Origin of the sequence: Helicobacter monodelphidis, assembly GCF_003288845.1 — a bacterium.
Lineage (GTDB): Bacteria > Campylobacterota > Campylobacteria > Campylobacterales > Helicobacteraceae > NHYN01.
In genome coordinates, this window is the sequence record NZ_NHYN01000002.1 from 1 (window position 1) to 21,598 (window position 21,598).

Here is a 21,598-nt window from a genome sequence, read left to right on the forward strand (position 1 = left end):
TAGATAAGATAACCAATCAATATAATTTTATAGCTTTATAAACCCTTAGTATAAAAGGCTTAATTAGTATGCTAACTGAAATAGATAAATCTAAGGTAGAATGATCTGAAGTTATACCTGTGGAAATAACTAGTGGGATATTAAAACATAGTAGCATACTTGATGCTAGTGTCTATCAATGAAACAAGAAGCCCAACCATCTTTAGTGGTTGGGTGGATTCACCATAAATTACTTTCCAGAAACTTTAGTTGTGTATTTTACATAAATCCCTAAAATACTCATCGTATGATGGTCGACAGCTGATACTTGTGTAATTCCACCATTCTTAGCTGCTGCTGCAACGCTACAATCCCCTTTTGCAACAAGAGATAAAATACTCTCGCATGATGCCTCACCAACTTTTGTCATTGCACCACCTTCACCTATAGCACCTTTTGTAGGTGCATTCACATCAGCATAAACAACACCAAAAACAGGATCACCAGTCATAACTGCTCCAACACCACAACCTGTAAGACCCACCATTAAAGCAAAGCCTAAACCTAAAGACATTAAGATTTTTAACATAAATCTCCTTTCTAAATTTCAAAAATAACACCGGAGATTCTACAGTAATTCATACCAATTTGTCAATATATAATTATATATATATATATATATATATATATATATATATATATAATTATATATATAATAAACTATCATTGGTCATTTAGGAGTTACATTCTAAACTTTATCTTTTTTTTAATCTTAAAAAGCTACAATATCCACGTGGAAAATTCCAAATCATTTATTAAAAAGGAGCAGTGATGAGGACAGTTCAAGCAAAGGATATCACTCAAGCTGTTGCAAAACTTTGCAAACAAGCCTGTTGTAATGTAACCCCTGATATGTATGAAGCTTTCAAAAAAGCAGAAGCAAGCGAAAGTTCTCCATTGGGTAAAAGTATTATCGGCACTTTGATTCAAAATGCTGATATTGCAAAAAATGAGGAACGACCTATTTGCCAAGATACAGGAATGACGGTTGTTTTTGTAGAAATTGGACAAGACGTACACATCGAGGGTGGCTACCTTGAAGATGCCATTAATGAGGGGATAGGAAAAGGCTATGTTGATGCCTATTTGCGCAAATCTGTTGTGAAAGAGCCTATTTTTGAACGCACAAATACACAGAACAATACTCCAGCGGTGATTCACACACGCATTATCAAAGGAGATAAATTCCATATTCAAGTCTGCCCAAAAGGCTTTGGTAGTGAAAATAAAAGTATCTTAAAAATGCTTGTCCCAGCTGATGGGCTTGAGGGTGTTAAAAAAGTTTTCTTAGAAGCAGTCAAATTAGCAGGACCAAATGCGTGTCCTCCTATGGTTGTAGGAGTTGGCATTGGTGGAACAATGGAAAAAGCTGCACTCTTAGCAAAACAAGCAGCGGTAAGAGATGTGGATAGTTATAATCCGCATCCTAAGTATGCTGAATTAGAAAAAGAATTCGTGGAACTTGCTAATAAAACAGGTGTGGGACCGCAAGGGCTAGGAGGCACAACAACTGCATTCAAGGTTAATATTGAATGGTATCCCACACATATCGCTGGTTTACCTGTTGCCGTTAACATTAACTGCCATGCTGCAAGACATGCAGGCATTGATCTTTAAAAGGGGGAAATGATGTCTGAAGCAATTAAAATTACCGCACCATTCACAACAGAGGTTGCACAAACACTAAAAGCAGGAGATAGAGTCTTAATTAGTGGAACAATTATAGCCGCTAGAGATGCTGCACATAAAGCTTTAACAGAGGCTTTGGCAAAGGGAGAGAAGTTGCCTGTGGATCTTGTCAATCAAACAATTTACTACTTAGGACCAAGTCCAGCAAAACCCGGAGACCCTATTGGTTCAGCAGGACCAACAACAAGCGGAAGAATGGACAAATATACTCCAACAATCCTCGATCAAGGAATCACAGGAATGATAGGTAAGGGTTATCGTTCTCCCGAAGTGATTGAGTCCATCGTTCAACACAAGGCTGTTTATATGGTTGCAGTAGGTGGAGCTGCTGCATTCATTGCAAAATCAATTAAAAAATACGAAGTTCTTGCATATCCAGAATTGGGGCCAGAGGCAATTGCAAGATTGACAATTGAAGATTTTCCAGCAATTGTGGCAATTGACTCCAAAGGAACCAATTTTTACACTATCGGTCAAGAACCCTACAAAGAAATCTAGTTCCTAACACTGCATTCCGCCATTTCTTTGTGAAAAACATAGAAATGGCTTTTATTTTTCTCACTTACAATAGCAAATCTACCCTCACATTCCTACCATTTTAACCATTTATCATATTAAGGCAAACAAAATAGCAATTTTTTTAAATAAAGAATGTAGTTTTAAGTTAAAGGGTATTAGAATATCTACTCAAATATTACTACAAAAGGGGAGCGTTAATGTCAGAGAATGTGAATAGGCGTGATTTCCTTGGAATGGCTTTAGGAGGTGTTGCTCTTGTTGGTGCGGGTGCAACACTTGTAGCCATCAAAGGGACATGGGATCCATTACCTAGTGTCATTGCTGCAGGTTTTACGACCGTAGATTTAAGCCCAATGGCAGAGGGTGAGCTAAGAGTTGTTGAATGGCGAGGTAAGCCCGTTTATATTATTAAAAAAACAGCCGCTATGAAAAAGTGCAAAACACGCGATGTTGTGGTATCACAGAGTGATTATTCTGTGGGTATCCAAATCTGTACTCATTTGGGCTGTATTCCAGCTTATGAACCAGCTTCTATGCAATTTAAATGTGCTTGCCATGGTGGCGAATTTGATGTTTGTGGACGTAACACTTTTGGACCACCTCCTACACCTATGGAGATACCTCCATTTAAAATCAATGGAAATACATTAGTTTTAGGTGAGGAAGGTCCTGAATATCAGCAGCTCAAAGAAGCGAACGTATAGAAAAGGAGAATTAAATGGCAGAATTTAAAGAAGCTAATGGAATAGTCGATTGGCTAGACCAGCGATTAGCTATTAAAAATTTTATAAAGGTGATGATGACGGAATATTGGATTCCAAAAAAAATCAACTTTTTGTGGGCTATGGGTGTAACCTTGCTTGTAATGTTTCTTGTGCTTTTTGTATCAGGACTTATGCTTTTAATGTATTACAAGCCAGACACAAAGCTTGCATTTGATAGTGTAAATTATACAATTATGCAAGAGGTTGCCTATGGTTGGTTATGGAGACATATTCATGCCGTCGCAGCATCTGTGATCTTCCTTGTAATTTATATCCATATGTTCGTTGGTATTTATTATGGCTCTTACAAACGCGGAAGAGAAATGATTTGGATTAGTGGTATGCTACTCTTTATGATTTTTTCAGCAGAAGCGTTTAGTGGTTATATGCTTCCTTGGGGGCAAATGAGTTTTTGGGCTGCAGCAGTGATCACAAACCTTTTTGGTGGTATCCCATTAATTGGTGCGGATTTGGTTGTGTGGATTCGTGGAAACTTTATTCCTGCCGATGCAACACTCACTAGATTCTTTATGCTTCATGTTGTGCTTTTACCTGTCGTCATTTTAGCTCTAATTGCTCTTCACTTCTACACTTTGAGGTTTCCACATGTAAACAATGAAACAGGTGAGGTGATTGATTTTGATAAGGAAGCAGAAAAATATAAAGCAGGGAACAAGAAAGAAGCACAAGTTGTTTCATTTTGGCCAGATTTTCTTTCAAAAGACATCTTTGTTGTCTGTGTTTTTATGATTGGCTTTTTCTATCTTGTTTGTTTTCACTTTAATTTTGCAATGGATCCAATCAACTTTGACCCAGCCGATTCGCTCAAAACCCCTCCACACATTTATCCAGAATGGTATTTCTTGTGGAGTTATGAAGTCTTAAGGGGTTTCTTCTTCAGCTCTGATTTAGGGTTAATTGCATTTGGTATCGCGAATGTTATATTCTTACTTATGCCTTTACTTGATCGTAGCAAAGTTGTTGCTCCAGCACATAAGAGGGGTGGATTCTTCTTGTGGTTTTGGTTGCTTGTTGCTGACTTAATCGTCTTAACAATTTATGGAAAACTCCCGCCAACGGGTATGAATGCATATATTGGCTTTGTCGCTTCAGTTACATTTTTGGCATTGTTTGCACTCTTGCCTATCATCACAGCAGCAGAAAATAAAAAGGTAGGAGGTCGCTCATGAAAGAATTGAAAATTCTTGCTTTACTTGTCATTATTACAGGTATTATTTACTGGGGTGTAGAACCCTTAGCACATAGCGTAATGAATCCTCATGTTGCTCCTGCAGATTATACCTTTAAAGATTCTGTTGCACCTGCACCTGTTTATGATAATATCCGTAAACCAATCGCCGATGCGGCACTCGAAAAAGCACGCAATGATGTCCTTGCAGGAAAAGACATAAACACTCTTCCAGCGGAGGAAGCTGAAAAACTCGATGCACAAATTCAGGCAGAATTTGACAGCAAATATAAAGCACAAGTTGACACTGAAGCACAGCAAATCTATGAAAAACAATTAGCCGATTGGAATAAACTTGTAGAGGATACATTCCCTGTGCTTTCAGAAACTATTAACAAAGGAAACGCTGCAAACGGACAAGAACTTGTAACGGGTAATTGTGTAGCCTGCCACAGTATTGAATCTCAAGGGTTTGCACAGGCAATGGATAATGCAACACTTTCTAGCACTTATGGCGTTGTTCCACCCGATCTTTCAAGCACTGGTTATCTTTATGATTCATATTATTTATTTAATTTCATCAAAGATCCAGCTGTTGCAGCAAAGGTTAGCCACAAGTTTGCAGAAGGAAGTGGTAAGGTTCACCCTATGTTAGCATATAAAGATGTGAATAGTGATGCAGAAATTGCGGATATGGTTGCATATTTAAAGAATATTGCACCAAAAGAGATGGACAACAAGCAGGCCTTTATCGATGCATGTGCACGTTGCCACTCTGTCAAATACGATGGCATTGAAGCACTTTCTACGGCTGATAATGTTAATGCATATATGGGTGTCCGCTATATTCCAGACCTCTCCATTATAATTCGTGCAAGAAGTTTGGATTATTTGCATACCTTCATTAATGATCCGCAAAAGCGACTTCCTGGCACTTCTATGCCACGCGTTGGCTTGAACGAACAGGCTGAGAAACAAGTTATTGCTTATCTTGAAAGCGTTGGAGATAGCAAGAAAGCAGAAAGGGAATCTTTGGGAATTTATCTTATGGGATTCTTTGCTATTATGGCAATTCTTGCTTATTTATGGAAAAACAGTCGCTGGAGAGATTTACATTAAAGCATTATCCCATTCTCCCACAAAAGAGAGTGGGATAAGTCTGCATAAAAAATGGAACTTTTAACCAAAAGAAAGTCAAAAATAGATATAATCCTCGCTTAGTTTTGCAAGATTACATCAAGGTATGTTATGGTAACACTTATTTTATGTGGTGGCTCTGGGACGCGTCTATGGCCAATCAGTCGGGGACTAATGCCTAAACAGTTCCTCTCTCTTTTTGAGGGAGATTCTTTATTCCAAAAATGCATTAAACGCAATATGGTTCTAAGTGACGCATTTTTAATCGTTACTCACTCAGAATATTATTTTCTTGCTTCAGACCAACTCAAGAATATTTGTCAAGACAATCAGTTTTCTTTTATTCTTGAAGAAAATGCTAAAAACACTGCCATCGCTATTGCCTTGGGTGCACTCTCACTCCCTGCTAATGAAATTATTTTAGTTGCTCCATCAGACCACCTTATTAAGAATCAATATGCATACAATCAAGTCATCACACGAGCAAAAGAATTAGCACAAGAAGGCTATATTGTTACGTGTGGCGTTCCGGCTCTATATCCTGAAAGTGGTTTTGGCTACATTCAAGCAAGGGGTGAAAATATTTTATCCTTCAAAGAAAAACCTGATTACGAAACAGCACAGAAATATATTGCACAAGGAGATTATTTTTGGAATAGTGGATTGTTTTGTTTTCAAGCCCATACTTTTTTAGAGGAGTTAAAGCAACACGCACCGCATATTTATGAAACTGCCCAAAGTGCGATACAAAATTCTAGCAAAGAGTATAACTATACACGCATCAAGGAAGAATCTGTTTGTCATCTTGAACCTCAAAGCATTGATTATGCCTTAATTGAAAAAAGTCAAAAAATTAAAATGGTTGAATCACACATTGAATGGAGTGATATAGGAAGTTTTGATGCTTTATATCAAGAATTAAGTAAGGATTCAGCAGGTAATACACAAAGCAATGCCCTACTACTTGATTCTACAAACAATCTAATTCTTACCTCCAAAAGACAAATAGCTCTTGTAGAAGTTGATAATTTAATGATAGTTGATACACATGATGCCTTGCTTGTAGTAAAAAGGGGTTCTGGACAACGTGTACGTGAGGTCATTGCAAAACTCAAAAAAGAAGAAAAAAACATTCATCACACTCATCTCTTAGTTTATCGCCCTTGGGGGACATATAAGGTCTTAAAGGAAGAAAAAACCTACAAAATTAAACGCATTATTGTAAATCCCGGCAAGAGTCTATCCCTACAAAAGCATTTTCATCGTAGTGAACATTGGGTGGTTGTTAGTGGGAATGCACTTGTACGACTTAAAGACAAGGAAGTTACCTTATGTCCTAATGAGTCCATTTATATTCCTGTCGGGGAGATTCACCGCTTAAGCAATCCTGACAAAATACCTCTTGTTATTATTGAAGTGCAGATAGGAAGTTATTTGGGGGAAGATGATATTGTTCGACTTGATGATGACTACCATAAAAAAGAGAGAAATAAGGAATAAAATGAACGAAAGCCAACTAGAACGATCGCTATGCGTGGATTATGAAGATATTTTTGTAGCACGCATTTTTGCTAAGCAAAAAATAACCTATGTAGAAAGTTACCCAAAATACGCAAGGGAAGGTAGCCCAACCCATCTCTTATACACAATGGGTGCAGAGGGTATTGTATTAACTCACTCTCAAGTCGATTCAAATTTTCGTATTTTGCGTTATTGGGAAAAACACTGCTATTCTCAAGAAGATTTTATACATATTCTAAAAGATTATGATTACATTGATTTTTTACGCATTGATCCACAAACATCAGATGAGATGATTCTGTGGATTTTTGATGAAATAGTAAATAAGAAAAAAATCCGTATTCTTGCCCTACCCCCTACAAGCCTCACACAATACAAAAATCTATTACAACAAAACTTTTTGCAAGGTTGCAGTTTTAGACATGGTATTTATTTCTGCCACAAAGATTCTATAGAGTTACTAGAGTCTGTTTGTTCGTCGCCCTCTGAAGACAAGCCTTTCTCCACTCCATCAAAAGAAGCTCTAAAAGAAGAGATTTTATGGCTTAAAAGACGTTGTGCAGAATTACACTCAACAGTGCATACGCCTACACCAATCATACATGATGAAACACCAAAAACAACTAAAAAAGGTATTATGCAAAAGCTGATTCACCATCTTTTTACTTCAAAAGTTAAAGATACATGGAAGGAATATCTAAGAGGTAGAGAACGATATGGATTAAAAAAAAGCCACAATCAAGAAAAAAGTAATGGACGAGTTCTAGTTATGTTCTGCTCCAATTCAATGCTAACAATAGAATATGTTCGTTCTTTTATTGCAAGTATGCCTGATAGAGAAATTGTACTGATGAGTGATGACTTGATTATTCAAGAGGGGTTATTTTCTCAAGAAGTACAACCTGTCAAAAAAATCATTAATCATATGCGTTGGAATGATGAAATTTATTATATTCTTGTAAATCCTTTTGAGGGAGTTATGATTACACCTTATATTAAGCAATATGGTGGTGCCGTCTTGCTTTTTGATATTTTTGGCAAACTAGATTCAACGCTTTTATCCAAAGAAAAGGAGGAGCTAGATTTCAGTGAAGTACTTGACCACCATTCTTACCCCCACCCTTTTCCCTTAACAAGGAATATGATTCGCAATGAAGTTTACTATTCTTGTGGTATAGGACTTGGGGTGCAGTTACTTAAAAATCATGAACGATCGCGTTTAAGTTTTATTCGTACACTCCTTGAATATTCGGATTATGTCTTACTGCCCTCAAAGGAATCTATTACTCTTGTATTGCAACAATATCCACAATTTAAGCAAAAAATCCTCTTATGCAACTTACTACCCCACCTCAACCCTCTTCCTGCAAGTGAAGTCATTGAAAGCGATTACATATTGCTAGCTGCCTCCTCCTACAATGAAATAAAGCGCTTCTTGCAAGCATGGAAAAAAAGTTCCCTATGGAATCAATATACTTTAGTGATTCAAAATCTAATCTACACAAAAGAGCAAGATAAGCTAGAAGAAGATATTGAACAAGGATTTTTAGGGCATATTATTTTAACCCCCACCATTTTAGGTTTTTTAGAAAAAGCAAAAGCATGTTTTCTACTCAATCAACCAGGTTTTCAATTTAATACTTATTTTGCAATCAAAAGTCAAGGTATACTTGTTGCGACAATGAGTGGCGTACTTAAAGATTTTAAAGGAGAAAGCTTTATTCCTTTACATACCAATTTCTTAACAGAGGATATTTGGCGAACGCTTTTACATATCCAAAAAGGTCATGTCTCTCCTCAAAAAAAACTCTTAGGAGAATATCCCCTTTTTGAAGAACCACTTTGTTTTTCTTTATCTATGCCCGCCTTCAGAGATTCTCCATTACGTCCTAAAATTGCTTTTGAAGTCGCATCATTTTTAGAGCCTACTGGGGAAGTTAAACGTTGGAGTGCCGGTATTCTAAATGCATTACTGACTCCTTCTTATGAAAAAAATTATGAAATAATCCCTGTTCATTTAAATTCTGAAAAAATCATACGTTCCTATTCTGAAATATTTTGGCTATTCTTAGGGGAAGATTTACACATTCAACAGGAGCATTTAGACTTATTCAAGGGTGATATTTTTCTAAATTTAGAACATAACTTGGAGCGAATTTTATCTTTAGAGGTAGCTTATAAAGAATTACAGGATAGAGGTGTAGACATTTATTCTATGTTTTACACAATCCCTACAGAGGATACCTCTAAGTCTCTATCCATAAAAGATTCTTTAAGGGTTATTGCCTGTTATTCAAGTCGTTTATTCTGCCTTTCTTCTGCAAAAATGCAAATCTTTTTAGAATATTTAAAAAAAGAAAATATTGAGCGAAATGCAGCACTAAAAATTGAAGTTTTACAAATGTCTAATCTTATTCAAGAACAATTATTCACGCGTGGAAACACCTACTTCAAAGAAGCAATACGAACAATTAGAAATAAAAAACTTGTCTTATATTTAGGTGATGAAGATCCTAAAATTTTAGAATATTTAAAGATTTTTGATGAATTATGGACAAAAGACGAGAATGTTAGTTTTTTACTCTTAAGCGATACAACGCAAAATGGCGAGGCAAAAAAACAGGTACAAAAGCACAAAGAGCTACATAAACGACTTTGGTGGCTTGAGGGTTATAGTAGCAAAGAACTGCAAACCCTCTTCCGACATTGCTCTGTCTGTATTATGTCAGACTCTATAATTGGGATTGCAATAGCAGAAGCATTGGGAGAATCCTTACAAATTATCATTAATGATTCTCCTCACAATCAAGAATTGCTAGGCAAAAATAGTATAGCCCCTCAATCTCTAACAGCACAAACATTAAAAGAAATTCTTAATAAACCAAAAGAACAATCTACAGCACAACCACTTTCCTACACTCAAACCATACAAAACCTACTTCAAAGGAATAAATTATGATTGAAAAATCAATAAGCACAATTCTATTTGACTGTACAACTCTACTCTACTGGAATCGCTCACCAGTCGGTATTGTACGTGCAGAATTAGAAATAGCTGAATATCTTTTACAAACTGATTTTAGAATAAAATATGTCCAATTCAACAAACAAAGAGATGAAATTTCTGAAATTTCTGCAGAAAACATACAGGAAGTTTGTGCACATTTAAGAGGCACACAAGAAAATAACCATTCTTCGTTTAAAATTATATCACCCATTAAAAATCACCTCCATTCCTTATCTAATCGCCTAGAAAAATATGGAAAAAATATTGAAAAAATATTGAAAAAATACGCTAATAAAGAATTAATAAAAAGTCAGAAAGAAAAAATTCAAGAAGAATTAGAAGCAATTAAAATACCGCCTATTACGCGTTTAACACGTAATTTATTTGATAAAGAAACACTCTTTATTAGTGGAGGATTAGATTGGGATTTATCTAATTACTCCTTACTTTATCTCTTAAAAAAGGAAATTAACTTTAAATTTATTGGAATTTTTTATGATGTCATCATTCTTAGAAATCCTGAGTGGGCAGCTTCAACTGATCTGTTAAAACGTTTTAATCTCTTTTTCTATTATCTTGCGACAATGAGTGACGGACTTGTAACAATTTCTGAATTCTCTAAATCAGAATTCTTAAAACTCGCAAAGGACTACCATATCACGCCTACAAGCCAAATTAATGTTTTACATCTAGGAAGTTCACCACTACAAAAACAAGAAGAATCCAATCAGCCACACACAAAACAAGAATCTAATAGCCAAGCACAATCAACTCAACTGTTACCCACCATTGTTGAATCACCAGAAATCTACCTTAAAATAGACTCTAAAACTGGAGAATTTATTTCATCAGACAGCCCTGATATAGAACCTCAAAAACAAACCCCCTCTACAAATCCGCTGATTGCACGTTTTGCTAAACGTCCGCATTCTGATTTTTATGCACTTTATGTCAGCACTCTTGAGATTCGCAAAAATCATCAAATTCTGCTTGAAGCATGGAAAATTTTACAGCAACACAACAATATTCGTATACCTGACCTTGTTTTTGTCGGTATGGAAGGTTGGGGTGTTGAAAAACTCTTAAAGGAAATACAACAAGAACAATTTAAAAATAAAGTTTTTTGGTATTCAGATGTAACTGATGAAGAATTGAAGGATCTTTATCAAAAGACTGCCTTTACTCTATTTCCCTCTTTTGCAGAGGGATGGGGGCTTGGAGCAGCTGAATCACTCTCTTATGGTAAAGTCGCAATCATTTCTAATGCACCCGCACTTGCCGAAGCAACACAAAACCTGATGCCTATCATCGATGCACACAATGCATATGAGTGGGCAAATATAGTGAGTACCTTCAGCAATCAACCTGCTAAATTGCAATCTTTAGAAAAAAAAATTAAAGAACAATTCAAACAGAGAAGATGGCGAGATTTTGCAGAAGAGTGTATTAATTTTGCAATTCATGCCCAAAAGGAACAAAGATGAATATCTTGCTTTTAAGCACTTATCCAACCATTTTACCAAGACATGGAGGACAAATCCGTGTCCAACATATTGCCCATTATTTACGCCTTCAAGGGCATAAAGTACGTATTGTTTCCCTATGCGAACCCACACATAGCCAGTATGAAATTAATGATATAAAAATAAGTAAAAATGATTTAGCAAAGTCTCCTTACTCTTCTTTTGCTTATGATTATGCAACCTCCTTGCTTTGCACACAAGAACCCTATTTTTCACGTCTAAAAAGTCGTATCATTGATTTTAATCCGCAAGTCATTTTTATCGAACAATCTTGGCTATATCCCCTTTATCAAGCCCTATATACTTCTCTTGAAGTAAACAAACGTCCAATTTTAGTATATTCTTCACACAATATTGAATATGAAGCAAAGCAAGAATTACTAGAATGCTTAGATAAAGCTGATGAAACATTAATTTCTGCAATTCGACATCAAGAAGAGCAACTATGTTTAAATGCAGATTATGTCATTGCATGCACACAATCTGATGCAGATAAGCTCCAAAAAATGGGAGCAAAAGATGTGAGCATTTGTCCTAATGGGGTTGATCGCCATCTGACTGATTTAGATTCTATGAAAACTTTAAAACAAAAGCTTAATGGCTTTCAATTTGCATTATTTGTCGGCTCTGCCCATATCCCAAATGCATTAGGTTTTTGGAATATGTTATCTGGAAATCTTGCATTTCTAAAACCTAACCAAAAGATTATTGTTGCGGGTAGTGTTTCTTATATTCTGGAACAATACATGCCCAAAGAAGCAGATATGGCGTTGCTTATTAACAAAGAAAAGTTAATTATTTTGGGTGAAGTCAGTGAAATACTCTTACAATGCCTACTTAAACAAGCTTCCGCCATTCTTTTACCTATTACAAATGGCGGTGGTTCAAATCTTAAAACTGCAGAGGCTATTGTCGCAAATCGCCATGTTATCGCGACAAATACAGCGATTCGTGGTTTTGAATTTGCTAAACAATTAAGCAACTTTTCAGTTGTCAAAACACAAGAAGAGTTTATAAAAGCAATTCAACAAGCATTTACACAAAAAATTAAGACTATCAGTAAAGATGAACAAAAACAACGCGATACACTTTATTGGGGAATTACCCTCAAACCTTTAGGAGAATTAGTCGGACGTATTGCTGTAAAATTAGGTGAATTTGCACTACCGCCTGTTGACAAAATGTCAGATTCAGCAGATACACAAGATAAAAAATAATCCCCTCTCCCCAAGAAAATACTGCTGGTTCAGCAAATCATCAATATTATTATTTGCTGGAGAAAATCAAGATTCTACCCTTTTTTCAACCTAAGAACCACATAAGATAAATTATAAATAATATCATCTACAAGAACTATTCTTAGGTTACTCGTGCCAACCTTACAACATTTTGTAACTTCAATAGAAATTGACAGTGTAATTATAAAAACTTAAAATAAAAAATTAGCGTATAAAAAAGGTAGTAGCCATTGTCATTCTAGCAGGAAAATCTATGTATTGCTCTTGCAAAGATTTTTATATGGATTCTTCAGCATTAGACTTAATAATAAAAAATGGGGGGAAGGTAAAAGGGGAGATTAAAAGCGAATAATTTTACCCAAATGCTGGAGATTCAAAAAAAGGCATTCTTCAATTAAATGGGAATAGAGGCATCAATAAAAAAATCAGAATCTTGATAAAAGGATTTATAGCCCAACAATGCGATCCAGTGTCTAGCAATAATTTAGCTATAGCTAATAGGTAAAACAAAACTACAATAAATATATCATATAAACCCTATAAATGAGATTATAGGGTTACTAAAAGAGGATTAATCTTCAATATAATTCTTCAATGCACGTCCAACTTTAGGGTGCTTAAGCTTTTTAATAGCACTAGACTCAATCTGCCTCACGCGTTCTCTGGTTACATTCAATTCCTTCCCAATTTCTTCCAAAGTTCGGTCGCTTTCGTCCTCCAACAATCCAAAACGCATACGAATCACTGCCCTTTCTCGTTCATTTAATTGATCTAGCACTTCACTAATTTGCGTTTTCAAGTCTTCTTTTAAAATATAATCCATCGGACATATCGAATTCTTATCCTCAACAAAATCTCCAAACTTCCCATCTTCATCACTACCAATCGGTGCTTCAAGGCTAATAGGCTCTTTAGTAATCTTAATAACATTCTTGACTTTATCCACAGGAAGTCCAACTTCTTCTGCGATTGTTTCAACATCGGGTTCTTTACCATTTTCTTGCAAATGCTGTCGCACAATTTTATTAATTTTGTTAATTGTCTCAATCATATGGATAGGGATTCTAATCGTCCTTGCTTGATCAGCAATTGCACGACTAATAGCTTGACGAATCCACCAAGTTGCGTAAGTGGAAAATTTGAAATCTTTTTTGTATTCAAATTTATCAACAGCTTTCATTAGTCCAATATTACCCTCTTGAATTAGGTCCAAAAAGGGTAATCCACGATTTGTGTATCGCTTAGCAATACTCACAACAAGACGCAAATTACTCTTTGCCATTTTTGTTTTTGCCTTATCCGCAATATCTTTACCGCGTTTAATCTGGTCAAGAATCTCTTTTAAGTGGTCAGGGTCAAGATTAAAAGATGCCTCGCTTGCCTGCTTTGTTGTAAAAAGTTTCTTAATTTCCATATAAGTGGAAACCATCGTTGCTTCTGACACTTGTGTAGCAATATCACTTTTTTCCATGTTAACAATATTTTTTAGAATTCTCTGATGATTTTCAATCAACATTTCATTAAATAGTGGAAGTTTATATTCTAAACGTTTCAATTCCTTTTCAAAGCCTTCGTCACTCTTAAGCGTATTCTCCATTGCCTTAACCAATTCGTTAATTAATTTTGTTGTAGGCCCTAAATCAAGCAATTTCATCTTTAAAATTTGCTTCTTAAATGCAGAGGTAAGCAAAAACAGTGCGTTTCCTTCTTCAGATTCTTGCCCATTTAAAGTTTTTAGCCAATCTTTCTTTGCTTTCTCTAAAGCTTTAAAGCTAACAAAAACCTTTTCAATTCGTTTTTGATCCTTTTTTCCTATAGTTGGTGATTCTCCTTCTTCGCCCTCCTCACCATCAATCACATCATCAGCTTCAATTAACTCATCATTCTCATCTTCCTCGTCAACCTCAAAACTTTTAAATAATTCCTTCACGCGCCTCTCACGATTAATCAACGCATCCTTATAATCTAAAATAAAATCAATCAAATAAGGCACAGAACAAATTGCATCGAGAATGATATTTTCACCTAATTCAATATCACGACTTAACTTCACTTCATCTTCTTTTAAAAGAAGTGGAATTTGCCCCATTTCTCGCAAATACATACGAACAGGAGAATCACTCCTACTCCATTCTAATAACTCTTTTTCTTTAGCAAAATCAAATTTATCTTCCTCGTTATCTTGCATCTTACGCTTTTTCTCTTGCTTAATTTTTTTTACATCTTCTTTATTAAGCAATTGAGCAATTTCTGAAGAACTCAAAAGTTTTTTCTTATATTTGGTTGACAAATCTTGCACTTTCTTAGCTTGTGCAATTGTTGGGGGTTTTGCAAAAAGCTGCACTATACGATCATAAGAAACATATTTTTCTTTTGATGACTTAAATAGAAACTCTAATTCTTGGTTTAATGTCCGCTTCTCTGGCACTTTTTTAGAAGATACAGCCTTCTTTGTTTTAGGCTTCTGTCCATCTGTAGCTCCTTCATTTTTCTGCACAACAACTTTTGTTACTTTTTTTTGTTTTGTAGCATCCTTTGCTACTTTTTTACGAACCACTTTTGGAGTGGAAACTTCTGTGCTATTTTCTTGAGATTCAACAATATTAGTTGCCATTTTTTTTACCGAAACTGCCAATTTTTCTTCTCCTCTGTAATTTTTTCTGAATATATGCTTGCCGTGAGCAACCCCTCTTTATCTTCCAAAGAGCTTTCAATATCCCCTGATGGGGAGATAAATAAAGAATCACCATAAAATCTCCAAATCCAATCATTTTCACTAGGAATATATTCGCCAACACGATTTGCCCGTAAAATATAGCAACTCCCTAAGAATGCCCTTGTTTTTAAAATCTCCCTCCATCGTCCCATCGACTCAAAAGTGCAAACAGACGAAACAAGGACAACATCTACCCCTAATTTTTTAAATTTAATCCATATCTCATCAAAATAAACCTCAAAGCCAAAAATAACACCAACTTTTAAACCATGCAAAGTAAAAATCGGCGGATTTTTTAGATTCTTAGGTGTAGAATTTGAAAAAAATGCTTTTTCGTTCCAATGCTCAAATGCTAATAATCTTTGTGCATCATAATATTCTACCTCTCCTTGATGAATAATCGCCAAACTCTTATACACTCTACGCCCACTAAATCGGATAATGGGTGCAAGAAGTTTTGGGCGATACTGCCTAGACATTTCAATAATATTTTCTAGTCTTGCTAAAGATTGCTTTTCATTCATATCATTAGGAATGGACTCAAATTCTTTAAAAAAAAGATTGAGGACATATTCTCCTAACAATAACAATTCAATATTCATATCATCACAGATTTTCCAATAATGACCAAGCTTAGAATCTCCCCAAGCAAGGGTGCTTAATTGAAGAGCTGCAATATTAAAATCTGCCATCACATTCTGTCCATATTGATTTCTTCAAAAGCGATTTCTGCTTGATGTAAAATTTCCTGTGCCTCTTTAATTTTTTGTGCACCCTCTTTGTACACCCTAAGAGATTCTTCCAAACTAATATCCTCCTTACTTAAGTGCTTTAAGATGTTCTCTATACATAAAACTTTTTCCTCAAAACTTTCTTGTTTTTTCATCCCGTTCCTTTTAAGAATTCAAAATATGGCGAATATAATCATCATATAAATCTACTTGGACTAAAAAGCTATCATGCCCAAAAGACCCTTGCAACTCAAGGAGATTATATTTTTTTTGCAAATACATTAAGGCTTCTGCAATTTGTCTTGATTCCTCTACCTTAAACATTGTATCATCAATAAAAGAAATAATGTGAATATGACTCAAAACCCCTTTTAATGCATCATAAAGATTTTCATACCCCAAAGATAAATCATAAATACATAATGCCTTTGCAAGATACAAATAGCTAAGAGGGTCAAAATAATGGCAAAAAGATTGCGTATTATAATCCAAATAACGCATCACCTCAAAACGTCCAAATAGCTCATACAAACCATCTTGATTGACATAGCGATGAGAAAATTTTCGTTGCATTGTTTGTGGTGAAAAATATTGCAAGAATCCAATCATACGTGCAATAGCTAAACCTTTCATTTGTGCAACCTCTGTAGATTCATACTGTCCTGCACGAAAAAGAGGATCATTCATAATAGCCTCACTCATTGCTTTATGAGCAGCGATTACATAGTCTGAAGTACAATGTGTTGTCGCAATAGCAAAAATATGTTCTGCCATTTTAGGATAAAGTTGTGCAAAACTCAATGCCTGCATACCACCCATAGAACCACCAATAACCGCCTTAAGATAATCAATTCCAAGTGTACTAAGAAGAATCTTTTGTGCACGAACCATATCCGCGATTGTTATCACTGGAAAGTCTAAACGATAGGGGATTTGGCTTGGGTGCTGCAATGACATAGGTGAAGTTGAACCATAGCAACTGCCAATGGCATTTACACAAATCACAAAATACCTATCAATATCAATACCTTTCTTATGTCCGATCAAAGAGTCCCACCAGCCAGCTTTTTGCTCCCCCTCATAAACCCCTGCTGCATGATGAGAACCACTAAAGGCATGCATAATCAAAATTGCATTACTCTTGTCGGCATTCAATGCACCATAAGTCTCATAAGCAAGAGTGTAAGGCTCTAAAATACGTCCAGAATCTAAGTAAAGCGGATTTGTAAAATGGGCAAATTGCGTAACAGGACATTCCATTTTATTCCCCACTTTGTTGGTGTTGATTACAAATAAGGTAAAATGATCCTTCTTTATCCTGTGCTAAAAATAATTCAGCATTCTCCGCTTCACAACAAGAACAACGATGGTGGTAAATATTTTTAAAAAACGCGAAAAGGCTTTGGTACTCCTCCTCTTTAATCCCTGCTTGAGGGCTATACAAAGAGGCATTTAAAAGATTTAAACTCCCTAAAACCTCATCTTTGGATAAACGACTCAAGACCAAACATTCTTCGCATACCTCCAAAGGAGCATCATGGTGGACACTCAAAGCTGCACGACGCGTAGAAATTTTAAAGGTAAAGGAATTAGAACCAGTCAAGGAAGCAAAAAAATATGACTTTGTATCCATGCTCGACTGGAGAGTGTCCTGAATGGTCTGACAAGGCATAAAATGAAAGCACGGAACACCCTTTGTTTGAAACTCTTTATCTGCTAAAATCCCCTTATGCACTAAAACACGAATTAATGTGTAATTATTTAAAAGCAAATAGATACCAGATTCACTTAACCATATATCAGCTAAAGATAAACTTACACCACCATTCCTAAGATTCTTCATAAGAAAATGGCTTAAAGAATGGGGTACCGATAAGGAAGCTGACTTAAGAGTTTTTTCAAACAAAACCATTTACTATCCTCATCAAAAGGCAAAGTGTTCTTCAATGGAATGACATAAGATATGCCCAATTGTAATATGCATTTCCTGAATGCGTGGAGTATCATCACTAGGTATTACCAAATTAATATCACATAAATCATTCATTTTTCCACCACCTTTACCACTCATTCCAATCAATGAGCAGCCATACTCCCTGCCTTTTTCTAAAGCAAGAAGCACATTCTCAGAATGGCCACTCGTAGAAATGCCCAATAAAACATCGCCCTTCTTTGCTAATGCTTCCACCTGCCTTGCAAAAACATAAGCATATCCATAGTCATTCGCAATAGCAGTCAAGGCTGAAGTATCGGTACTAAGGGCAATTGCAGCAATTCCCTTTCTTTCTTTCTTGTAACGCCCTGTAAGTTCTGCTGCAATATGTTGTGCGTCTGCAGCACTCCCACCATTACCAAAAATAAGTAATTTTCCTCCACAATCTAGGGCTGAAACAATAAGGTCAAGGGCTTTTAAAACTGGGACTTGTAGAGATTCTAGACTTTTTTGTGCTGTCAGTATGTGTGAGTTAATTTCTTGCGTAAAAAGTTCTTTCATGATCTTCCTTATGTCTTGCATCAGAAATTCCAAGATTCTTGGGATTCAATGAGAATATATGGTTAATCTGATATTATACAATAAAGAACTTAAAAGTCTATAAAGCACACTTTTTTGTTTTTTATTGTGGTAAAGTTCTTTAGCTCAACCACAAAAACAAGAATCTATGAATTTTCAAAATATCTACAAAAAATGAATAATTTTCACGACTCTTATTCCATTAAATAATAAAAATACATAGTTTTAGCTAAAAAAACTTGACATTTATAGACTCATTTTATATAATGTCAAATATATAAAATTCATTGATATCAAAAGGAGACATAATGAATCTACTAGAAAAACTAACAAATAACTTAAGAGAATCTCTTGATAAATCAGCTTCCTTAGCACTACATGCACAGAATCAAGAGATTGGAATACCTCATATCCTATGGGCTTTGCTTATTGATTCACAATCAATTTTAAATCAAGCCTTGAATCGCTTAAATACAGACAAAAATGTCCTTGAACTAGAAATGCGTTCATGTGTCGATAAGCTCCCTAAAAGCTCTAGTGTCAATAAAGACAATATGAAACTCTCTAAAGATTTTATCGACACCTTAAACTATGCTGATGGCTTGAGTGTAAAAAATGGTGACCAATTCATTGCAGTTGATACTTTTATTATAGCTTTAATTGAAAGCAAAAATTCCACATTGAAAGAGGTTTTTGAACCTTATATCGACACCTTAGAATTAAAAAAGAATCTGGAATCTATGCGAGGAGAACAGAAAATTGAATCTGCAAGTGGAGATGAAAACTTAGAAGCTTTAGCGAAATTCGGTATTGATTTAACAAAAAAAGCAATGGATAATGAACTTGATCCTGTGATTGGACGCGATGAAGAAATCAACCATATGATGCAGATCCTTATTCGTAAAACAAAAAATAACCCTATTTTGCTTGGCGAGCCCGGCGTTGGAAAAACAGCTGTTGTTGAGGGTTTATCACAAAGAATCATCAAGAAAGAAGTCCCCATCTCTCTACAAAATAAAAAAGTTATCACGCTTGATATGAGCGCAATGATTGCTGGGGCAAAATATCGCGGAGAATTTGAAGATCGATTAAAAAAAGTTATTGATGAAGTAAAAAAAGCAGGAAACATTATCCTTTTTATTGACGAGATTCACACTATCGTTGGTGCAGGTGCAGCTGAAGGTAGCATGGATGCTGCAAATATCCTAAAACCCGCATTGGCACGTGGCGAATTGCACACAATCGGAGCAACAACATTAAAAGAGTATCGCAAATATTTTGAGAAAGATGCAGCTCTACAACGACGATTCCAACCTGTTACATTAAATGAACCTACCGTAAATGAAGCTTTACAAATCCTAAGAGGAATTAAGGAACGCTTAGAAGCTCATCACAATGTTAGCATCACAGATTCTGCCCTTGTAGTTGCAGCAAAACTTTCTAATCGCTACATTACAGACAGATTTTTGCCTGATAAGGCTATTGACTTAATTGATGAAGCGGCGGCAGAATTAAAAATGCAAATAGAATCAGAACCCAGTGAATTAGCAAAAATTAAACGAGAAATTTCTTCTCTATTTGTAGAGAAGGAAGCATTACTAATGGAAAAAAACACCAAAAATGAACAAAGATTAGTAGAAATTGAAAAAGAAATTGCCAATAAAAACGAAAATAAACGCAAATTAGAATCTCAATTTGAAGGTGAAAAAAGCGTATTTAACGAAATTGCTAAAATTAAAACCCAAATTGATTCTTTGCGTAAAGAATCTGAATTGGCTAAACGCAATAGTGAGTTTAACAAGGCGGCTGAAATTGATTATGGAAAAATTCCAGAACTAGAAAAGCAAGAACAGAATCTAAACACACAATGGGAGAAAATGCAACAGTATGGAACATTACTAAAAAACGCCGTTACACCAGAATCAATTGCAGCTGTGATTAGCCGATGGACACAAATTCCGATTCAAAAAATGCTTCAAGGAGAAAAAGAAAAAATATTAGGTATTGAGGAAGAATTGAAAGAAAGTGTTGTTGGGCAAAGTGAAGCAATCAGAGCTATCTCAAGAGCCATTAAACGCAACAAAGCGGGCTTAAGTGAGCATAATCGCCCTATTGGAAGTTTTCTTTTTTTAGGCCCAACTGGCGTTGGAAAAACACAAATTGCGAAGAGTTTGGCAAAATTCTTGTTTGACCATGAGAAAAATCTTATCCGTATTGATATGAGTGAATATATGGAAAAACATGCTGCAAGTCGTTTGGTTGGGGCACCTCCTGGATATGTCGGCTATGAAGAAGGCGGACAACTTACAGAAGCTGTCAGAAAAAAACCTTACTCTGTTGTATTATTTGATGAGATTGAAAAAGCTCACCCTGATGTATTCAATATGCTTTTGCAAGTCCTTGATGATGGACGATTAACAGACAATAAGGGCGTGAATGTTGATTTTCGCAATACCATTATTATTTTGACAAGCAATATTGGAAGCGAAAAAATTTTAGAAATTCAAGATAAAACACAATTACAAGAGGCAGTTGGGCAAGAATTAAAAAAATATTTTAAACCAGAATTTCTGAATCGCTTAGATGAGCAAATCATTTTTAATCCTTTAGGGTTAGAACAAATTATCCAAATTGTCGATATTTTATTTAAACACATTTACCATAAGGCACAAGAACGTGGATTGGAAATTACTCTCACGCAAGAGGCAAAAGAATTTATTGCTAAGGCAGGTTTTGACCCTATTTATGGTGCTAGACCCCTAAAAAGAGCTTTGTATGAAGAAGTAGAAGATGTACTTGCTGAGTTAATCTTAAAAGAGGAAGTAAAAGAGGGAAATACTATCCTCTTTGATTATCAGGACAATAGGATAGTTACACAGATTCAATAAATTAAAAATCTCCGCTTTAGCGGAGAAATTTTCAAGTCAATCCCTTATGTAAGAAAGATTAAATTTTTATATATTTAAAAGTATACAGAAAAAGACGATCTATCTCTAGAACATTTCTTACAATA

The 21,598-nt window shown here is 35.4% G+C and carries 17 protein-coding genes; 10 read left to right on the forward strand and 7 right to left on the reverse strand.

The window, feature by feature from the left end:
- Positions 1 to 229: 229 nt before the first annotated feature.
- The gene (locus CCZ01_RS01015) at positions 230 to 568 is read right to left on the reverse strand and encodes a TRL-like family protein (protein ID WP_112051377.1); all 339 of its coding nucleotides are present in this window, start codon (positions 566 to 568) and stop codon (positions 230 to 232) included.
- Positions 569 to 810: 242 nt separating this feature from the next.
- On the opposite strand from CCZ01_RS01015, the gene CCZ01_RS01020 reads away from it, so the two are divergent.
- The 9 genes from CCZ01_RS01020 to CCZ01_RS01060 all read left to right on the forward strand — a co-directional run bounded on the left by CCZ01_RS01020 (position 811) and on the right by CCZ01_RS01060 (position 12,605).
- Positions 811 to 1,656: a fumarate hydratase gene (locus CCZ01_RS01020; RefSeq protein ID WP_112051378.1), complete on the forward strand. Its 846-nt coding sequence runs from the start codon at positions 811 to 813 to the stop codon at positions 1,654 to 1,656.
- A 12-nt stretch (positions 1,657 to 1,668) separates the two neighbouring features.
- Positions 1,669 to 2,226: a Fe-S-containing hydro-lyase gene (locus CCZ01_RS01025; protein WP_112051379.1), complete on the forward strand. Its 558-nt coding sequence runs from the start codon at positions 1,669 to 1,671 to the stop codon at positions 2,224 to 2,226.
- Between the two features lie 218 nt (positions 2,227 to 2,444).
- The gene (gene petA, locus CCZ01_RS01030; protein WP_112051380.1) at positions 2,445 to 2,951 is read left to right on the forward strand and encodes a ubiquinol-cytochrome c reductase iron-sulfur subunit; all 507 of its coding nucleotides are present in this window, start codon (positions 2,445 to 2,447) and stop codon (positions 2,949 to 2,951) included.
- Positions 2,952 to 2,965: 14 nt separating this feature from the next.
- On the forward strand, positions 2,966 to 4,201 hold the full coding sequence (locus tag CCZ01_RS01035; protein ID WP_112051381.1) for a cytochrome b: 1,236 nt from the start codon (positions 2,966 to 2,968) through the stop codon (positions 4,199 to 4,201).
- Positions 4,198 to 5,319 carry a c-type cytochrome gene (locus tag CCZ01_RS01040; RefSeq protein ID WP_112051382.1) on the forward strand — a complete coding sequence of 374 codons (1,122 nt, stop codon included), beginning with the start codon at positions 4,198 to 4,200 and terminating at the stop codon, positions 5,317 to 5,319. Before CCZ01_RS01035 ends, CCZ01_RS01040 begins: the two co-directional genes overlap by 4 nt.
- A 129-nt stretch (positions 5,320 to 5,448) precedes the next feature.
- Positions 5,449 to 6,837 (forward strand): mannose-1-phosphate guanylyltransferase/mannose-6-phosphate isomerase, encoded by a 1,389-nt coding sequence (locus CCZ01_RS01045; protein WP_112051383.1) that lies wholly within the window; start codon positions 5,449 to 5,451, stop codon positions 6,835 to 6,837.
- A 1-nt stretch (position 6,838) separates the two neighbouring features.
- Positions 6,839 to 9,817 (forward strand): hypothetical protein, encoded by a 2,979-nt coding sequence (locus tag CCZ01_RS01050; RefSeq protein ID WP_112051384.1) that lies wholly within the window; start codon positions 6,839 to 6,841, stop codon positions 9,815 to 9,817.
- A complete protein-coding gene (locus CCZ01_RS01055; protein WP_112051385.1) occupies positions 9,814 to 11,349 on the forward strand; it encodes a glycosyltransferase in 1,536 nt (511 codons plus the stop codon). The genes CCZ01_RS01050 and CCZ01_RS01055 overlap by 4 nt, the downstream gene beginning before the upstream one ends.
- Positions 11,346 to 12,605 carry a glycosyltransferase family 4 protein gene (locus CCZ01_RS01060; protein ID WP_112051386.1) on the forward strand — a complete coding sequence of 420 codons (1,260 nt, stop codon included), beginning with the start codon at positions 11,346 to 11,348 and terminating at the stop codon, positions 12,603 to 12,605. Before CCZ01_RS01055 ends, CCZ01_RS01060 begins: the two co-directional genes overlap by 4 nt.
- Before the next feature lie 592 nt (positions 12,606 to 13,197).
- Here the strand turns inward: CCZ01_RS01060 and rpoD are convergent.
- From rpoD to gmhA, 6 genes are read right to left on the reverse strand one after another with little or no spacing between them, the layout of a single operon-like run.
- Complete coding sequence (gene rpoD / locus CCZ01_RS01065) at positions 13,198 to 15,240, reverse strand: RNA polymerase sigma factor RpoD (RefSeq protein WP_112051537.1); 2,043 nt, start codon at positions 15,238 to 15,240, stop codon at positions 13,198 to 13,200.
- A gap of 5 nt (positions 15,241 to 15,245) precedes the next feature.
- Positions 15,246 to 16,034: a carbon-nitrogen hydrolase family protein gene (locus CCZ01_RS01070; RefSeq protein WP_112051387.1), complete on the reverse strand. Its 789-nt coding sequence runs from the start codon at positions 16,032 to 16,034 to the stop codon at positions 15,246 to 15,248.
- Positions 16,034 to 16,228 (reverse strand): exodeoxyribonuclease VII small subunit, encoded by a 195-nt coding sequence (gene xseB / locus CCZ01_RS01075; protein ID WP_112051388.1) that lies wholly within the window; start codon positions 16,226 to 16,228, stop codon positions 16,034 to 16,036. Before xseB ends, CCZ01_RS01070 begins: the two co-directional genes overlap by 1 nt.
- Positions 16,229 to 16,238: 10 nt before the next feature.
- The gene (gene metX, locus CCZ01_RS01080) at positions 16,239 to 17,333 is read right to left on the reverse strand and encodes a homoserine O-acetyltransferase MetX (protein WP_112051389.1); all 1,095 of its coding nucleotides are present in this window, start codon (positions 17,331 to 17,333) and stop codon (positions 16,239 to 16,241) included.
- A 1-nt stretch (position 17,334) separates the two neighbouring features.
- Positions 17,335 to 17,985, reverse strand: a complete 651-nt coding sequence (locus tag CCZ01_RS01085; protein WP_112051390.1) for a hypothetical protein — start codon at positions 17,983 to 17,985, stop codon at positions 17,335 to 17,337.
- Between the two features lie 12 nt (positions 17,986 to 17,997).
- Complete coding sequence (gene gmhA, locus CCZ01_RS01090; protein ID WP_112051391.1) at positions 17,998 to 18,567, reverse strand: D-sedoheptulose 7-phosphate isomerase; 570 nt, start codon at positions 18,565 to 18,567, stop codon at positions 17,998 to 18,000.
- Between the two features lie 326 nt (positions 18,568 to 18,893).
- Here gmhA and CCZ01_RS01095 point away from each other — a divergent pair, with 326 nt between their 5' ends.
- Positions 18,894 to 21,473, forward strand: coding sequence for an ATP-dependent Clp protease ATP-binding subunit (locus tag CCZ01_RS01095; protein WP_112051392.1), 2,580 nt, complete (start codon positions 18,894 to 18,896; stop codon positions 21,471 to 21,473).
- The last annotated feature ends 125 nt before the right edge of the window (positions 21,474 to 21,598 follow it).

What these genes read in the sequence shown, in the direction of transcription:
- CCZ01_RS01015 (WP_112051377.1), bottom strand. Translation starts at nt 568, where the DNA reads ATGTTAAAAATCTTAATGTCTTTAGGTTTAGGCTTTGCTTTAATGGTG.
- CCZ01_RS01020 (WP_112051378.1), top strand. Translation starts at nt 811, where the DNA reads ATGAGGACAGTTCAAGCAAAGGATATCACTCAAGCTGTTGCAAAACTT.
- CCZ01_RS01025 (WP_112051379.1), top strand. Translation starts at nt 1,669, where the DNA reads ATGTCTGAAGCAATTAAAATTACCGCACCATTCACAACAGAGGTTGCA.
- petA (WP_112051380.1), top strand. Translation starts at nt 2,445, where the DNA reads ATGTCAGAGAATGTGAATAGGCGTGATTTCCTTGGAATGGCTTTAGGA.
- CCZ01_RS01035 (WP_112051381.1), top strand. Translation starts at nt 2,966, where the DNA reads ATGGCAGAATTTAAAGAAGCTAATGGAATAGTCGATTGGCTAGACCAG.
- CCZ01_RS01040 (WP_112051382.1), top strand. Translation starts at nt 4,198, where the DNA reads ATGAAAGAATTGAAAATTCTTGCTTTACTTGTCATTATTACAGGTATT.
- CCZ01_RS01045 (WP_112051383.1), top strand. Translation starts at nt 5,449, where the DNA reads ATGGTAACACTTATTTTATGTGGTGGCTCTGGGACGCGTCTATGGCCA.
- CCZ01_RS01050 (WP_112051384.1), top strand. Translation starts at nt 6,839, where the DNA reads ATGAACGAAAGCCAACTAGAACGATCGCTATGCGTGGATTATGAAGAT.
- CCZ01_RS01055 (WP_112051385.1), top strand. Translation starts at nt 9,814, where the DNA reads ATGATTGAAAAATCAATAAGCACAATTCTATTTGACTGTACAACTCTA.
- CCZ01_RS01060 (WP_112051386.1), top strand. Translation starts at nt 11,346, where the DNA reads ATGAATATCTTGCTTTTAAGCACTTATCCAACCATTTTACCAAGACAT.
- rpoD (WP_112051537.1), bottom strand. Translation starts at nt 15,240, where the DNA reads ATGGCAACTAATATTGTTGAATCTCAAGAAAATAGCACAGAAGTTTCC.
- CCZ01_RS01070 (WP_112051387.1), bottom strand. Translation starts at nt 16,034, where the DNA reads ATGGCAGATTTTAATATTGCAGCTCTTCAATTAAGCACCCTTGCTTGG.
- xseB (WP_112051388.1), bottom strand. Translation starts at nt 16,228, where the DNA reads ATGAAAAAACAAGAAAGTTTTGAGGAAAAAGTTTTATGTATAGAGAAC.
- metX (WP_112051389.1), bottom strand. Translation starts at nt 17,333, where the DNA reads ATGGAATGTCCTGTTACGCAATTTGCCCATTTTACAAATCCGCTTTAC.
- CCZ01_RS01085 (WP_112051390.1), bottom strand. Translation starts at nt 17,985, where the DNA reads ATGGTTTTGTTTGAAAAAACTCTTAAGTCAGCTTCCTTATCGGTACCC.
- gmhA (WP_112051391.1), bottom strand. Translation starts at nt 18,567, where the DNA reads ATGAAAGAACTTTTTACGCAAGAAATTAACTCACACATACTGACAGCA.
- CCZ01_RS01095 (WP_112051392.1), top strand. Translation starts at nt 18,894, where the DNA reads ATGAATCTACTAGAAAAACTAACAAATAACTTAAGAGAATCTCTTGAT.